This window comes from Ammoniphilus soli (assembly GCF_040813775.1).
Window position 1 is genome coordinate 83,068 of sequence record NZ_JBEGDL010000005.1, and the last position, 15,450, is coordinate 98,517.

Sequence of the window (15,450 nt, forward strand, 5' to 3'; positions counted from 1 at the left end):
TTGGATAATAGAAATATTTTTTCCGTCGGGGAAATCAATCGATACCTAAAAGGTCTAATCGAAGGAGACTGGCAGCTGCAGGACGTCTGGATTCGTGGGGAGATTTCGAACTTTACCCACCATAGCCGAGGGCATATGTACTTTACGATCAAGGACGAGGAAGCGGTTATTAAAGCAGTCATGTTTGCCGGAAATAATCGGTTTTTAAAGTTCATACCGAAAAACGGGACGAAGGTTTTGGTCCGAGGAGCAATTTCCGTCTATGAATCCGGGGGACAGTACCAATTGATTGCTCGGGAAATGCAGCCTGATGGGATCGGTAGCCTTTATCTTGCTTTTGAGCAGTTAAAGCGCAAGCTCGAAGAAGAAGGCCTGTTTGCCCCTGAAAGGAAAAAAGGCCTTCCTGCCTATCCCCAGGCTATCGGGGTGGTTACAAGCCCTACCGGTGCAGCTGTAAGAGATATCATTACCACCATTCGCAGGCGCTATCCGCTGGCTCGAATTATTCTTGTTCCCGTTCTTGTTCAAGGGGAGCAGGCTCCTTCATCTATTAGCCAAGCCATTCGGCTCATGAATCAAAGTGACGAAGTGGACGTATTAATCGTCGGTCGCGGTGGCGGATCGATTGAAGAGCTTTGGGCTTTTAATACGGAATTGGTAGCCCGCAGCATTTTCACATCCCGAATCCCTGTGATTTCGGCTGTGGGTCATGAAACGGATTTTACGATAGCTGACTTTGTAGCAGATATTCGCGCTGCAACTCCGACGGCGGCGGCTGAATTGGCCGTACCGCATATCCTGGAGTTGCGGCAGCGTGTTCATTGGCTGCAAGAAAAGCTGCAAAGCAAGCTGTTAGCCCGGTTAAGTCAAGCGGAAGAGAGATGGAAGAGAGCCCATCGTTCCTTGCTCCTGCGACACCCGCAAAAGCAGGCGGAAAACGCCAACCAGAGGCTTGATCGCTTGGTTGATCGATTTTATCTTTCCATGCATCGCTTTACAAGGGACCGTAGAGCAGAGATGAGCGGTTCGGTCCAAAGGCTGCAATTCCATAATCCGAGCAGACAGCTTCAGCTGTATAAGGAAAAGCTGGGAAGACTGCAGGATGCTTTAGCTAAACGAACTTCGCAGAATGTACACGACAAGCGAAATCATTTGTTAATCACCATGGCTCGGCTCGATGGCCTAAGCCCCTTAAAGATTATGGGGCGAGGCTATTCTTTGGTTTATAAGAACGGAGATTTAGTAAAGTCTATTCATCAGCTTGACCCTGGGGATGGGGTGAAGGTAGAATTGATGGATGGAACGTTAGATTGCTCAGTTTGGGCGCTAGAAGAGAGGAAAAACCATGGAAAAGAATGAGATGCTGGCTTTAACCTTTGAAGAGGCCCTTAAGCATTTAGAAGAGATTGTGGATAAGCTGGAGGCGGGTGAGGTGCCTTTGGAAAAAGCAATTGATCTATTCCAGGAAGGAATGCTTTTATCGCAAGTATGCAGCCAGAAACTTGATAAAGTTGAGCAAAAAATTGAGACATTATTAGAGGAAAATGGGGCAATGGTTGTCAAGCCTCTGGAATTTGAGGAGGATCGCAAGTGAACCCCGTTTTTAACCTTCAAGAATATTTACTAGAAAAACAAAAATATATCGAACAAGCCTTACCTGCTTTTTTGCCCACTGATGGAGTGCCGTTGCCATTATGCGAATCCATGGAATATTCCTTCTATGCCGGCGGAAAACGAATCCGCCCGATTCTCTTGTTGGCTACGATCGAAGCGTTTGGGAATAACCCAGCCATTGGTTTGCCGGTTGCCAGTGCGGTCGAAATGGTTCATACCTACTCGCTTATCCACGATGATCTCCCGGCCATGGATAATGATGATTTTCGTCGGGGTAAACCGACCAATCATAAGAAGTTTGGGGAGGCCACAGCCATTCTTGCAGGGGATGGGCTTTTGACCGAAGCCTTCCGAGCCGTGTGCTCGCTTCAGGACAAAAGCGTTGATCCTTCTACCATCTTATCCATCGTCTGTGAACTCTCAAAGTTTGCCGGCCCTCAAGGCATGGTAGGAGGACAAATGGCCGACCTGCTGGGAGAAGGCAAAAAACTGCAGCTGTCCGAGCTTCAATATATTCATCATCATAAAACGGCTGATCTGCTGATCTTTTGCGTAAGAAGTGGAGCTCGTTTAGGCGGAGCAGATGAAGGGCAGCTTGAACACTTAACCGTATTCGCCAGAAATATCGGACTTGCATTCCAGATCCAGGACGATATTCTTGATGTATATGGCGATGAAGCAAAAATAGGAAAGCCTGTAGGCAGCGATGTTGCAAAGGGCAAATCGACCTATCCTTCCCTCATTGGCTTAGAGGCAAGCCAGCGAGAGCTTGAGCGCTTAATACAGGAGGCCAAGCTTGCCTTGCAGGAAGCAAAGGTGCGGACTGAGGTTTTAGAGGCTCTGGCCGAATTTATGATAAAAAGGGACAAATAGCGTGCGAAATTTTTGCACCTGATGACCTGAGTTCGTATAGGATAGAATAAATCAGCTCTTCCCCCTAGACACTGGCGGGGGCTAGCCCAATGTTTGTGACAGCATCGAAGCGGGGATGTTGAGGTTTATATTACATAGCCTTTTGGCGTTGTCCTGCACGGGGCAACGTCTTTTTTCTGTAAATGAAAAGCTTCTATTGTAGCCCTTTCGGAGACGTAGTCGGACCCGTAGGGTTGATGTAAAGTTAGGGAATTCATGCCTTTAGGAAAGTTTAGTTCGCTTTAATACTTAGCGAATTTAAACTTTTCTTCAAGGTAAAAAAGATGCTACCATGAACGATTTATGTTAACATAGTAGTATTGTTCACTTAAAGAAACTTTTAGAGTTGAAAAAATTGGAAATCATAGATATAAATGACACGAAAGTGAGGAGTTAACTTGCTGTTAAGAGAAATCAACTCCCCAGATAAGTTAAAAAACCTGTCGATTTCAGAAATGGAGGAGCTTGCCGAGGAAATTCGACAGTTCTTGATTGAAAAGCTCTCCAAGACAGGAGGGCATCTAGCTTCGAATTTAGGTGTAGTGGAATTAACCTTGGCCCTCCACTATGTTTTTAATAGCCCGATAGATAAATTTATCTGGGATGTCGGACATCAATCCTATGTTCACAAGATATTGACCGGAAGAATTGATCGCTTTGATACCCTGCGCAAGTACAAAGGTTTATCCGGATTTCCCAAGCGAAACGAGAGCGTCCATGATGTTTGGGAAACAGGCCACAGCAGCACTTCCTTGTCTGCTGCCATGGGGATGGCCATTGCGCGTGATTTAAAAAAGGAAAATCATGAAGTGGTGGCCATCATCGGGGATGGGGCCTTAACCGGGGGAATGGCTCTAGAGGCGCTGAACCATATTGGGCACGAGAAGAAAAAGCTGATTACCATCCTTAATGACAATGAGATGTCCATTGCTCCCAATGTAGGAGCGCTCCATAACCATTTGGGCAAGCTGAGAACAGATTCGCACTACCGTAAAGCAAAGGAAGAACTAGAGTCCTTGCTTCGCAAGATTCCTGCGGTTGGCGGCAAGTTAGCGAAAACGGCAGAACGCGTAAAAGACAGCTTAAAATACTTGCTCGTTTCGGGAATTTTCTTTGAAGAGCTGGGTATTACCTACCTGGGCCCCATCGATGGCCATAATTTGCCTGAGCTATTGGAGTGCTTAAAGCAGGCTGCACATACGGAAGGACCTGTACTGGTCCACGTTGTGACGAAAAAAGGAAAAGGGTATGCTCCTGCCGAAGCAGACTCGCATACCTGGCATGGAGTCAGCCCATACAAGATTGAATCCGGGGAAATGATGAAAAAACCGGGACCGCCTTCTTATCCTTCGGTTTTTGCGAATACTGTCATTAAAATCGCGGAACGGGATCCTCACGTCGTAGCGATTACGCCAGCTATGCCTGGAGGTTCCGGACTAACGAAATTTGCAGATCGCTTTCCAGACCGATTTTTTGATGTGGGAATTGCCGAGCAGCATGCTGTCACCATGGCAGCAGGTCTTGCCACGCAGGGCGTTAAACCGATTTGCGCCATTTATTCGACGTTCCTGCAGCGAGGATATGATCAGCTGGTTCACGATGTCGCAAGGCAGAAACTGAACGTGTTTTTTGCTGTTGACCGGGCGGGATTTGTCGGTGAGGATGGGGAGACCCATCATGGGTTGTACGACATAGGATTTATGCGCAGCCAGCCTAATATGGTCATTATGATGCCAAGCAATGAGAATGAATTCCAGCATATGATCTATACGGCTACTCAATATAATAAAGGACCGATTGCGCTTCGCTATCCGCGGGGAAATGGCCGAGGAGTCCCGATGGATGCTGATTTTCAATTGATCCCCATCGGTAAATCCATGGTTGTGGAGGAAGGCTCCCATGTGGCTATTCTAGCTCTAGGGAATACGCTTGAACTCGCTCAAGAAGCAGCGATTCTTCTGAAGGAAGAAGGCATAGCCCCCATGGTGGTGGATGCGCGCTTCGTGAAGCCGCTGGATCGGGACCTTCTTTTACACTTAGCTAAGGAAGGCTATCACATCATTACCGTGGAAGAAGGAGCGGTCGCAGGCGGCTTTGGATCAGCGGTGCTTGAGTTTTATGCAGCCGAAGGCTATCATGATATGATTGTTGAGATCATGGGGGTCCCAGATGAATATGTGGAGCACGGCAGCGTATCCGAACAGCGCAGGGAAATCGGCTTAACGCCTGAGCGCATAGCCCAAAAGGCGATTAATCTGTGGCCCCGGAAAAGGCAGAGAGCATAAATGAGCAAAAAAGAACGAATTGACGTTTTGTTAGTGGAGAAGGGCTTATTTGCTAGCAGGGAAAAAGCCCGGGCCGCTATAATGGCAGGGTTAGTATATGTGGAAGAGGAACGCTGCGACAAGCCTGGGACCAAAGTGGAGGAAACCGCAGCAGTTCGCGTAAAGGGGGAGCTTCATCCCTATGTTAGCCGCGGGGGATTAAAGCTGGAGAAAGCCATACAGTCCTTTGATCTTTCCTTGAAGAATGCGGTGGTACTTGATATTGGTTCTTCGACAGGAGGGTTTACGGACTGCTCGCTTCAGAATGGGGCTAGGCAGGTTTATGCCATTGATGTGGGGTACGGGCAATTGGATTGGAAGCTTCGTTCGGATCCCCGCGTCATCGTGATGGAGCGTACGAACTTTCGCCACTTGCAACCCAGTGAGCTGAAAGGGGATAAACCTAATTTTGCCACGATTGATGTTTCATTTATTTCCTTAAAGATTATTTTGCCGGTGTTGGCTACTTTCCTGGAAACAGGAGGTCATGTGGTAGCATTGGTCAAACCGCAATTTGAAGCGGGAAGGGAACAGGTCGGGAAAAATGGCATTGTACGGGATCCTAAGACGCATGAACAAGTTCTGACTACCATGATTCAATTTGCCTCAGAATTAGGTTTCCATGTGAGTGGGGCGGACTATTCCCCCATCACAGGTGGGGAAGGAAATATTGAATTTCTTCTGCATTTGCGCTGGATGGGAAAAGACCATCCGCAAGAACCTGTAGTGACGGAAGCCGATATTCAAAAATTGGTCCAGACGGCCCATAGCTCTTTTTAAAGGACAAGCAAATCTGCTTGTCCTTTTGTCTTGATTAAAACAGATGTCGAAGAAAATGTGTATTTTTATACACATTTTCGCAAAAAGATGTATAATAGCATTATACCAATTCAGCAAGTAAACCTCTTCTGGGCATGTATGGTGAAGAGTGGAAGGGGAGGCCTTATCTTGTGAAAACAATAGGTCTGGCAGTAAATCGAGGAAAAAGCGGGGCGCTTCAGCTGGTTTCCGAGTTAATTCGACTTCTGGAACAAAGGGGAGTGACCTGCTGTATAGAACCCTTTGTAGGGGAATTCGTGGGCCGGGAGGACTTGGCTGTGCCCTTATCTGAATTCCATCGGCATGTGGATGTATTATTCGTATTGGGAGGAGACGGAACCCTTCTTGGCTTTGCCAGAGAGCTTTGCATGTATGACATCCCTATCCTTGGGATAAACCTTGGAAACTTAGGATTCCTTTCTGAAGCAGAACCGGAAAATCTTCCGTTGGCCATTGACAAGGTTTTAAGCGGGGATTATTACTTGGAAGAACGGATGATGATTCAATCCGAACTGGTGCGCGAGGGAAAAGTCATTGAAAGATACCATGCCTTAAACGATATATGTATTGCAAAGGGAACCTTCAGCCGAATCATTGAATGCGCTACCTATGTAGGAGAACAGTTTGTTGCGACATACAACGGGGATGGCATCATCATCTCCAGTCCTACGGGATCTACGGCTTATTCCCTTTCGGCAGGAGGCCCGATTGTTACGCCTTATATTAATGTGATCCTGCTTACGCCGATTGCGCCTCACTCACTTTCTGCACGTCCCATGATTTTATCAGCTAATCAGGAAGTGAGAGTGGTTCTTGGCTCTACTCACGATGACATGGGGTTGACCATTGATGGGCAAATCGGAAAAAAGCTAAATATCGGCGATGAAATCGTCTTGAAAAAATCACCGTTTGTGACAACTTTGATCAAATGGAAGGAAAGCAATTTCTACGAAGTGGTAAGAAAAAAATTAATGGGGGACCCATCATGAATAAAGGCCAGAGACATATCAAGATTCGTGAAATCATTGTCAACCGGGATATTGAAACCCAGGATGAACTCGTCGATATTCTGCGGGGGATGGGATATAATGTCACGCAAGCCACAGTATCAAGGGATATTAAGGAGCTGCATCTGGTAAAAGTGCCGACCAATGATGGCCGGTATAAATATTCCCTGCCAGCTGACCAAAGATTCAATCCGCAGCAAAAGTTAAAGCGAACGCTTATGGACAGCTTTGTGAGCATTGACCAGGCGGATAATATGCTGGTTATGAAGACCATGCCAGGCAATGCGCATGCCATTGGGGCATTAATCGATAACTTGGATTGGCAGGATGTACTTGGCACGATTTGCGGGGATGATACGATTCTGATTATTTGCCGACACAAAGAAGCCGCCGATGAAGCCACGAAAAGGTTTTTAGATATGCTGTAGCTGGGGGTCTTTACATGATCGTTGAATTATCGATAAAAAACTTGGCTGTGATTAAAAAGGTGACCATTCCTTTTCAGCGGGGATTGAATATCCTTACAGGTGAAACGGGCGCAGGAAAATCCATATTGATCGATGCCATTGGTTTTTTATTAGGGGGCCGAGGCTCCGCAGACTATGTACGCTATGGGGAGAAAAAAGCGGAAATTGAAGCATTGCTGGAAATTGAACCTGGGCATCCCGTGCTTACTTTACTTCCGCAGCTGGGGATCGAGCCCCCGGAAGATGGGATGCTGATCATTAGGCGGGATATCACTGCCCAAGGAAAAAGCATATGCCGAATTAATGGGCAGCTGGTTACCCTATCGACGCTTAAAGAGGTCGGGCCTTGGCTGGTCAATATCCATGGCCAGCACGAGCACCAATCGCTGATGGATGCCGAGCGCCACCTGAATTGGCTAGATGCTTTTGCAGGCGAAGAGATCAGGCTAACCAAAGAAGAGTATGGACAGGTTTACCGGGATTATCGGACAGCGCGTTCGGAGTATGTCAAGTTTGCAAAGAATGAACAGCACCTTGCCCAGAGACAGGATATGCTGGCGTTTCAGCTGCAAGAGATTACCGAGGCCGATCTGCATCCCCTTGAGGATGAGGAACTTGCGAAGGATAAAATTCGCTTAGCCAACGGGGAAAAGCTTTATAAAGGGATTGATGATGCCTACCAGGCCTTAACGGGAGAGCAGGCATCCCTGGACTGGGTGGGATTGGCACTTTCCAATCTGGAGACGGTAACAGCCTATGATGAAAGCTTAAATGAGCTTCAAGCTCAGATCGAGGGTGCGTTTTTCCAGTTGGAGGAAGCAGCAAGATCGTTGCGTTCTTATCGGGACAGCTTGGAGTTTGATCCCTTCCGCCTTCAGGAAATTGAAGACAGGCTAAACGAGATTCAGCGACTGAAGCGAAAATATGGAAAAAGCGTAGAAGAAATCTTAGAATATGCAGCTTCGATTGAAGATGAACTGGATTCCATTGTCAATCGCGAACAGCATATGGAAGCTTTAATCCGGAAGGTGAAGGAGCTAGCCCAGGATCTCAGCGTAGAGGCCATGGAACTATCGGCTCAGCGGCAGATTGCCGCCCTTCAATTAAGCCAGAAGATTGAAGAGCAGCTGAAGGATCTGCAGATGGAAAAAGCCAAGTTTTCCATTGTCGTTCGCTGTCAGGAAGACAAGCATGGAATTGAAATCAACGGTACAAAGGTAAAAGTAAGGGAAAGCGGGGTGGACGAGGTCGAATTCATGATCTCGCCGAATCCCGGAGAACCGTTGCGTCCTGTAGCTAAAATTGCCTCCGGTGGAGAGTTGTCGAGAATTATGCTGGGGATGAAGGCGATATTGGCTGATTTGGAACCGGTCGGCACCTTGATTTTTGATGAGGTGGATACCGGGGTAAGCGGGAGGGCTGCACAGGCGATTGCTGAAAAGCTTGTTGCCGTATCCCGCAATAAACAGGTGCTATGCATTACGCATTTACCGCAGATGGCTTGTATGGCGGATGCTCATTTCCATATCTCCAAGCAAGCGAGCGATACGGAAACGATGACCCTTGTGAACCTCCTGAGCGATGAGGAAAGAGTCGATGAGCTAGCCAGGCTGTTAGGGGGAGTGGAGGTCACCGATACGACCCGCAACCATGCGAGAGAAATGCTGAAGCTGGCGGATCAAAGCAAAGGCAATTCAGTCCATATCCATAACTGATTAAGGAATCCCTGTCTTTCCAGGGATTCCTTTTCAATTGTGTGCGATTTTCAGTTATAAATGAAGTTCCCTAGGGCAAGATTATAGATACAGTCACGATGGAGGTGTAGGTAGGGAAAGTAGGAGTGTGATACCCGTTGACGCAGCATGTTAAGAAGAAATGGCTAGGGTTTCTTTTATTAGTATTATCCATTTGTGCTGTTTTTTCCACCCCTTTTCAGGATTTTGCCTCTCTTCCTGATGAAATTCGCCTTTTTAAAGGATCAATTGAACAGCTGAAGCTCTCGATGCCGGTCACAGGTAGTATCACCGCCAGCAATCCCCACGTGGTTGATATCAATGGCGCTTCCGTTTCAGAAGCCCCGATTAATTATAGCTCTCCTGTGACCCTGGGCTCCAAAGAAAGCGGAGAGACGGAGCTGAAGCTGAAGGTTGGCAGTGTCCCCATCAAGACAGTAAAAGTCAACGTACTGGATGAGTATAAGGTTTATCCTGGAGGCCAGTCGATAGGCGTGCAGCTCCAAACGGCCGGTGTTCTCGTAGTTGGCCATCATCTAGTCGATACAGGTACGGAAAAAGTTTCCCCTGGTGAGTTGGCAAAAATTCGAGTGGGGGACATGATCCTAAAAATTAACGGCATGTACATTAATGATATTGAAGAGGTAGGCAAGCTTGTGAAGGAAGCGGGAGAGAAAAAAGAAGCCTTGACCATTTTGGTCGCGCGGGGAGAGGAAAAGATTGAAGTTCAGCTAACGCCAGCGTATGATGCGAAGGATAGCGCCTATAGGATGGGGTTGTATATCCGGGATAGCGCGGCGGGAGTTGGCACCTTAACTTTCTACGATCCAAAAAGCAAAAAGTATGGGGCTCTGGGCCATGTCATTTCTGACATTGATACAGGCAAACCCATTGTAGTCGGAGACGGGCATGTTGTTCAATCCCGGGTGACTTCCATAGAGAAGGGGATGAACGGAGCTCCTGGAGAAAAGTTTGCGATCTTCCAGAACGAGAAGCAAAAGCTTGGAAACATTATTAAGAACACACCTTTTGGGATATTTGGGGAAATGGACAAGTATCCTGAAAACAATATGGTGAATGAGCCGATTCCTATTGCTCTCTCGGAACAGGTGGAAGAAGGACCAGCAGAAATTCTGACAGTGGTTGAAGGACAAAAGGTTGAAAAGTACAGTATCGAGATTGTCAATGTGATTCAACAGCGTTTTCCTGCAACCAAAGGGATGATCATCAAGGTAACAGATCCAAGACTATTGGAGAAAACAGGCGGCATTGTTCAAGGAATGAGCGGCAGTCCGATTATCCAAAAAGGCCGGCTTGTGGGCGCCGTGACGCATGTATTCGTAAATGATCCCACATCAGGCTATGGGCTATTTATTGAATGGATGCTGCAAGATGCCGGAATTGACATTTCCGGGCAAAAGAAACTCAAGGCCAGTTAGTACGCCTTGAGTTTTTTCTTTTTTGGTCTTCTTCCATTGATATTAAGATTTCAGACAAGGATGCAAAAAGTGTTAATATTGCAGAAAAAATAAAATAAATAATAATATTAGTGTATTTCTTTTCGCTGGCAGGAAACTGTTATGCATTTGTCGAAAACTATAATCAGTGATAAAGAGCGATACTTTTAGCACAAAAGGAGAGATGGGAATTGGGTACCATTCGCGTGGTTTTAGCTGATGATAATAGGGAATTCACAGAATTGCTCAAAGAATACATCAACAGTCAAGGGGATATGGAAGTTACCGGGATTGCCTTCAATGGTAATGAGGTATTTAAGATCTTTGAACGTGATGGCGTTCCCGATGTCCTCATTCTTGACATCATCATGCCTCACCTTGATGGTTTAGCTGTTCTGGAGCACATAAGAAGCATGGGTTCCGGCCAGCAGCCCAAAGTGATCATGCTGACAGCATTCGGTCAGGAGGAAGTAACGAAGAAGGCGGTAGAGCTAGGTGCGTCATATTACATCTTGAAGCCGTTTGATATGGATGTATTGGCTAACCGCATACGCCAAGTAGCTGGAAGCAATAATTCGTATACGATTAAGCCTCCGATGATAAAGACGGCAGCTGTCGCTACGAAAACCAAGAGCTTGGATCAGAGCATCACCTCGATCATCCATGAAATTGGTGTTCCCGCTCACATTAAAGGTTATATGTACTTGCGGGAAGCGATCACCATGGTTTACAACGATGTTGAGCTTCTCGGTTCCATTACCAAGGTCCTTTATCCGGACATTGCGAAAAAGTTCAACACGACAGCAAGCCGGGTGGAAAGAGCCATACGCCATGCTATCGAGGTAGCCTGGTCACGCGGCAATATGGACTCCATAGGCACCCTATTCGGCTACACCGTAAGCAATTCGAAAGCCAAGCCTACGAATAGCGAATTCATCGCGATGGTGGCGGATAAGCTGCGGATTGAAAACCGGGTGGGCTGAAAGGATCAGGAGTAAGGGTAAACAAGGGGTTGAAGGATTTGGTATTATTTTACATGGAGTGAATTAATACCGACTAATATCTTTTCTAGACCAATTAATTAAATTTTTCAATACGATTTACGGCTTCATTCGTTGATTTCCAAAATCAATGATTGGAGGCGTTTTTTATTTGATGACAAAATTCCATCTGCAAATTGAAAACTTTCTGCTGCAATGATGAACGAAAAACCCTCTGCTATTCATCCAATGGAGGGTTTTTTCGACGTCCTTTTGTAGACAAGAGTGGACTCGTTATGTAACAATATAATTAAGTATGGAGTAGAGAAGAGAATAGGGTGGTAGAAGATGAGCAGAGTTGAGGATTTCAATCATGATTATGAGAATTTTGATGATGTTGATACGTTAGTTTCAATTAAGGAGCAAATAAAAAGCCAAGTGACAGATTATAACATCACATGGTATGAAAGAATCGAATTGTATAGAAAAATACAAACCATAAATGAGCGAATAAGTGAATTAGAGAATACTCCTATAAAATGATGTGCAACTTTTTTCAAGGCAAAAGCGTCTAATAGGTAACTAAACTAAAACGGATAGTTTAGGTTGAGATTCCGCCTCCCTGCTAACGGGAGGTTTCTTTTTTCAAGGAGGCACAGTGAATGAAAATAAGGGTGATGTATTTTGTACTCAGTTTCGTTTTCTTGTTTAGCTTCGTATCCTGCGCCAATGCTGATAAGCCAGGCGGGAATGAATCTCCCCAAAAGAATGCTGATGAAACGCTCACTGTAACCAAAAGCGAAGAAAAAGGAATTTATGGGATCTCTCTCGGTTTTGAGGCCCAAAAAGTAATCGAGCGGTTAGGCCAGCCTAATCGAAAAGACCGAAGTGCTCTTGGTTATGAGTGGTGGATTTATAATGCCAAACCGGGTTCCTATGTTCAGGTGGGCATCTTGAATCATAAGGTAGTAGATCTTTATTCACCGGCGGCTTCATTGAATTTTAAGGGCTTACATATTGGAGCGGAAAAAAAGGCACTCTTTGATCGGTTCCAGGTAAAATCAGCTGTTACCTTTGAGTATGAAGGGGCAACCTTTACTTTGGAAAACCAGCTAGCGGAACGCCCCTTGATTTGGCTAGAAGATCACCCCGTGATCTTTTATTTAGATATTCATAATGAACAGCGCATAAGCGGGATCAGGCTTATTCAAAAAGATTTGCTGGTGAAAAGCAGAACTTATGCATTGAACTGGAGTTATACGGGGAAAGCCCCTCAAGTGGAGGGACCTAGCCTCACTCCCTCTGATCAGCAGCTTGTCGAAGCTGGATTGGAGAAGCAGGTTTTGGATCTAGCGAATGCAGTACGGTCCGGTCAAGGGTTAACGGCGTTGGCATGGAATGAGAAGGCAGCCCAAGCAGCCAGGTCCCATAGTGCAGATATGAGCCATAATCGTTATTTTGATCATATCTCAGCCACAACGGGATTAAACCCTTTTGATCGATTAAAAAAGCAAGGAGTTGCATATCGCATGGCAGGAGAGAATATTGCCGCCGGCTATCGGGATTCCATCGAAGTTCATCACGGTTGGATGAACTCCTTGGGGCACAGAAAGAATATCTTGCATGAGGGTTTTACTACGCTAGGCGTAGGCGTAAAAGGCGAGTATTTTACACAAAATTTTGTTACACCATAAGATAATATAATTGGTGAAAAACATGGCAGGGGGAGGATCAAGGCGTATGCAAACCATAAAATTATCGGAGCAAGATATCGTGAATGCGATCTGTCTTTACATAGCGGACAAAAAACAGGTCAACCCGGGGGATGTTGAGGTGGAATTATTGTGGGACGAGGAATATGGCTTTTCTGCAGAAATCGTGGTGATGCAGAGACAGCAAGTATTAATCGAGGCCAATATGATAGAGGCCATTCGTTTTTGGCTGCATGACCAAATGAACCGGGATCCGTTTGGGGCAGCGCTAGAGCTCGTGTTAAGCGAAGAAGAAGGCATTACGGCATACGCCAGATACTAATCGGGAAAATTGAGGGCATCCTAAAGTATTTTAACAATACTTTAGGATGCCCTCGTTTTTGTTTCCAAGCATGTTCATGGCTGGGAAGGGGAAAAATATAAGCATATCTATTCCTACTGCAAAACACAGAGGTGATTGCATGTTTCAGACCATGATTTTACCTTTATGGGGAGTCATTGATCAAATTTATTATCAATTTAATCGTTTACAGTTAATCGATATAGGAGAGGAAAATGTATTTCGGGTAAGGGCAGCCACCTACCGCGGAGAACCGCTGGTCTTGGAAGGTGGCCATGCTATCGAATCAGGAGATCTCTTCCTAAAGATTCACTTATATAATTATCAGCTTATGAAGGAAATGTGTCATATCGACTCAGATATACGACGCGCTTTATACGTATACGAGGCTGTGGAACATTCATTGCCCGGTTTAGCCCATTATCTGCGCTCCCACCCTAATGCAGAACAAATCAAGGGCATTATGGGAGTGACGGTACTTAATCGCGGAATCAAGAGGCTGGGGTTTTCTTCTTTTGATATCCAAAATCAGTATTATCTGGCTTGGAAGAAAGCGTACATGATCCCGATGTATTGTTTATGCCATGGGCAATGGAAGATAGGCAAGAGCTCAAAGCTTGAACCAAAGTATGTGGCAATGAGCAAGGAACGCCTATTCGAACGATATTTAGACGCTTAAATGTCATGCTTGGGTGAATAATATAGATTTCGTACGTTAAGAATGAAAAATATGGTTCGGTTGGGAGTGAGGTCATGAGAACGGTGAAGAGCTTTACAGCGGACAATGAGTTTGTTTTAACCGACCAGATTAATATGTATGCAAAGGGGAATGAATTGGATGTGGTCTCCTTACAGACTCATGTGCTGGAGAAAGAGGGCAGAACCATGTTCAGTGCCTTTGTCGTGTATGAATGGACGGAGGAAGCTGGTTCATAGGGGGTAACAGGTTGTTTGCCAAACGAATCAAGGCAACGGTTCGGGGGACGGTTATTGTTGACCGGAAGACAAAAAATCTCTTAAAGCGAATTAAACCGGGCCAGATTGCTGTTATATGCCATGAAGATATTGACGAAATTGCTGCAAGGGATCTTGTGTCGGCAAAAGTCAAAGCCGTCGTAAATATGGCCTCATCCATTTCGGGTGGCTATATGAGCGTTGGAGCGAAGATTCTGCTGCACCATGACATTCCTTTGTATGATTGTGATGTTAATCTTAATGTCCTCCAAGATGGAGATGCTATAGAAATCCTTGAGGACAAGCTGATTTTTTCCGATTTTGTTTTTTATGTACGAGAAGTAACGGAGCAAGAAGTCATGCAGAAACTGGAGCTTGCTAACCGGAATCTGGAGGATCGTCTAAACTTATTCATAGAGAATACGCTGGCTTACGCCCAAAGGGAGAAAAATTTCTATACAGCGCCTCTGCCTGCCGTTGAGCTGAAAACCAAGGTGGCCAAAAGACATGTTCTGATTGTAGTGCGAGGGAAGCATTACCGGGAGGATCTGAGAGCAATCCGATCCTATATCGAGGATTATCGCCCTGTTCTCATCGGAGTGGATGGGGGGGCTGACGCTCTGCTGGAAGAAGGCTGGAGACCTGATCTTATCATAGGGGACATGGACAGTGTAACTGATCATGCCTTGGCTTGCGGGGCAGAAATTATTGTGCATGCCTATCCGAACGGACATGCCCCAGCCAGTTCCCGACTCGAGATGATGAATATTCCATTCCATGTGCTTCCTGCTCCTGGAACTAGTGAAGATGTGGCCATGCTATTTGCTTATGAACAAGGTGCAGAGTGGATTGTCGCTTTAGGTGCACACTCGAACATGATCGATTTTCTGGAAAAGGGAAGGAAAGGCATGGCAAGTACGGTACTTGTCCGGATGAAGATGGGGATGAAGCTGATTGATGCCAAAGGAGTCAGCATGCTTTATCAAAAAAGAGTGAAGTGGAAAAACTTTTTTTTCCTCAGCTCAGCTGCAGCAGTCCCTATTATCGCTGCCAGCATGATTAGCCCTGCAGTGCGTCAATTCTGGCATTTGCTCTGGCTCCAAATAAAATTTTTGACAATGTAGGTGGGAC

Annotated in this window: 16 protein-coding genes; all 16 read left to right on the forward strand. The window is 45.9% G+C overall.

Translation table 11 applies throughout. The features are described 5' to 3' along the window. Positions 1-1,359, forward strand: a complete 1,359-nt coding sequence (xseA, locus tag ABLT31_RS12415) for an exodeoxyribonuclease VII large subunit (RefSeq protein ID WP_367751894.1) — start codon at positions 1-3, stop codon at positions 1,357-1,359. Further along, positions 1,346-1,594 (forward strand): exodeoxyribonuclease VII small subunit, encoded by a 249-nt coding sequence (gene xseB / locus ABLT31_RS12420; RefSeq protein ID WP_367751896.1) that lies wholly within the window; start codon positions 1,346-1,348, stop codon positions 1,592-1,594. Before xseA ends, xseB begins: the two co-directional genes overlap by 14 nt. Then, positions 1,591-2,487 (forward strand): polyprenyl synthetase family protein, encoded by an 897-nt coding sequence (locus ABLT31_RS12425; RefSeq protein ID WP_367751898.1) that lies wholly within the window; start codon positions 1,591-1,593, stop codon positions 2,485-2,487. The genes xseB and ABLT31_RS12425 overlap by 4 nt, the downstream gene beginning before the upstream one ends. 437 nt (positions 2,488-2,924) lie before the next feature. Beyond that, positions 2,925-4,811 (forward strand): 1-deoxy-D-xylulose-5-phosphate synthase, encoded by a 1,887-nt coding sequence (dxs, locus tag ABLT31_RS12430; protein ID WP_367751900.1) that lies wholly within the window; start codon positions 2,925-2,927, stop codon positions 4,809-4,811. Continuing rightward, positions 4,812-5,630 carry a TlyA family RNA methyltransferase gene (locus ABLT31_RS12435; protein ID WP_367751902.1) on the forward strand — a complete coding sequence of 273 codons (819 nt, stop codon included), beginning with the start codon at positions 4,812-4,814 and terminating at the stop codon, positions 5,628-5,630. 170 nt (positions 5,631-5,800) lie between these two features. Next, positions 5,801-6,658 carry an NAD(+)/NADH kinase gene (locus ABLT31_RS12440; protein ID WP_367751904.1) on the forward strand — a complete coding sequence of 286 codons (858 nt, stop codon included), beginning with the start codon at positions 5,801-5,803 and terminating at the stop codon, positions 6,656-6,658. After that, a complete protein-coding gene (ahrC, locus tag ABLT31_RS12445; RefSeq protein ID WP_367751907.1) occupies positions 6,655-7,104 on the forward strand; it encodes a transcriptional regulator AhrC/ArgR in 450 nt (149 codons plus the stop codon). The genes ABLT31_RS12440 and ahrC overlap by 4 nt, the downstream gene beginning before the upstream one ends. 14 nt (positions 7,105-7,118) lie before the next feature. Then, positions 7,119-8,858: a DNA repair protein RecN gene (gene recN, locus ABLT31_RS12450; protein ID WP_367751909.1), complete on the forward strand. Its 1,740-nt coding sequence runs from the start codon at positions 7,119-7,121 to the stop codon at positions 8,856-8,858. A gap of 137 nt (positions 8,859-8,995) precedes the next feature. Beyond that, entirely contained in the window at positions 8,996-10,315 is a 1,320-nt protein-coding gene (spoIVB, locus tag ABLT31_RS12455; RefSeq protein WP_367751911.1) for a SpoIVB peptidase, read from the forward strand. 209 nt (positions 10,316-10,524) lie between these two features. Continuing rightward, positions 10,525-11,316 (forward strand): sporulation transcription factor Spo0A, encoded by a 792-nt coding sequence (gene spo0A, locus ABLT31_RS12460; RefSeq protein WP_367751913.1) that lies wholly within the window; start codon positions 10,525-10,527, stop codon positions 11,314-11,316. Between the two features lie 345 nt (positions 11,317-11,661). Then, entirely contained in the window at positions 11,662-11,856 is a 195-nt protein-coding gene (locus ABLT31_RS12465) for a hypothetical protein (RefSeq protein WP_367751915.1), read from the forward strand. Between the two features lie 119 nt (positions 11,857-11,975). Then, complete coding sequence (locus tag ABLT31_RS12470) at positions 11,976-13,007, forward strand: CAP domain-containing protein (protein WP_367751917.1); 1,032 nt, start codon at positions 11,976-11,978, stop codon at positions 13,005-13,007. 46 nt (positions 13,008-13,053) lie between these two features. Beyond that, on the forward strand, positions 13,054-13,347 hold the full coding sequence (locus tag ABLT31_RS12475; RefSeq protein WP_367751919.1) for a YxcD family protein: 294 nt from the start codon (positions 13,054-13,056) through the stop codon (positions 13,345-13,347). Between the two features lie 139 nt (positions 13,348-13,486). Beyond that, positions 13,487-14,044: a YkoP family protein gene (locus ABLT31_RS12480; protein ID WP_367751920.1), complete on the forward strand. Its 558-nt coding sequence runs from the start codon at positions 13,487-13,489 to the stop codon at positions 14,042-14,044. A 74-nt stretch (positions 14,045-14,118) separates the two neighbouring features. After that, a complete protein-coding gene (locus tag ABLT31_RS12485; protein WP_367751922.1) occupies positions 14,119-14,301 on the forward strand; it encodes a hypothetical protein in 183 nt (60 codons plus the stop codon). 11 nt (positions 14,302-14,312) lie between these two features. Continuing rightward, the gene (gene steA / locus ABLT31_RS12490) at positions 14,313-15,443 is read left to right on the forward strand and encodes a putative cytokinetic ring protein SteA (protein ID WP_367751924.1); all 1,131 of its coding nucleotides are present in this window, start codon (positions 14,313-14,315) and stop codon (positions 15,441-15,443) included. Positions 15,444-15,450: the final 7 nt, after the last annotated feature.

What these genes read in the sequence shown, in the direction of transcription:
- ABLT31_RS12485 (WP_367751922.1), top strand. Translation starts at nt 14,119, where the DNA reads ATGAGAACGGTGAAGAGCTTTACAGCGGACAATGAGTTTGTTTTAACC.
- ABLT31_RS12465 (WP_367751915.1), top strand. Translation starts at nt 11,662, where the DNA reads ATGAGCAGAGTTGAGGATTTCAATCATGATTATGAGAATTTTGATGAT.
- ahrC (WP_367751907.1), top strand. Translation starts at nt 6,655, where the DNA reads ATGAATAAAGGCCAGAGACATATCAAGATTCGTGAAATCATTGTCAAC.
- ABLT31_RS12480 (WP_367751920.1), top strand. Translation starts at nt 13,487, where the DNA reads ATGTTTCAGACCATGATTTTACCTTTATGGGGAGTCATTGATCAAATT.
- recN (WP_367751909.1), top strand. Translation starts at nt 7,119, where the DNA reads ATGATCGTTGAATTATCGATAAAAAACTTGGCTGTGATTAAAAAGGTG.
- ABLT31_RS12435 (WP_367751902.1), top strand. Translation starts at nt 4,812, where the DNA reads ATGAGCAAAAAAGAACGAATTGACGTTTTGTTAGTGGAGAAGGGCTTA.
- ABLT31_RS12470 (WP_367751917.1), top strand. Translation starts at nt 11,976, where the DNA reads ATGAAAATAAGGGTGATGTATTTTGTACTCAGTTTCGTTTTCTTGTTT.
- ABLT31_RS12475 (WP_367751919.1), top strand. Translation starts at nt 13,054, where the DNA reads ATGCAAACCATAAAATTATCGGAGCAAGATATCGTGAATGCGATCTGT.
- xseB (WP_367751896.1), top strand. Translation starts at nt 1,346, where the DNA reads ATGGAAAAGAATGAGATGCTGGCTTTAACCTTTGAAGAGGCCCTTAAG.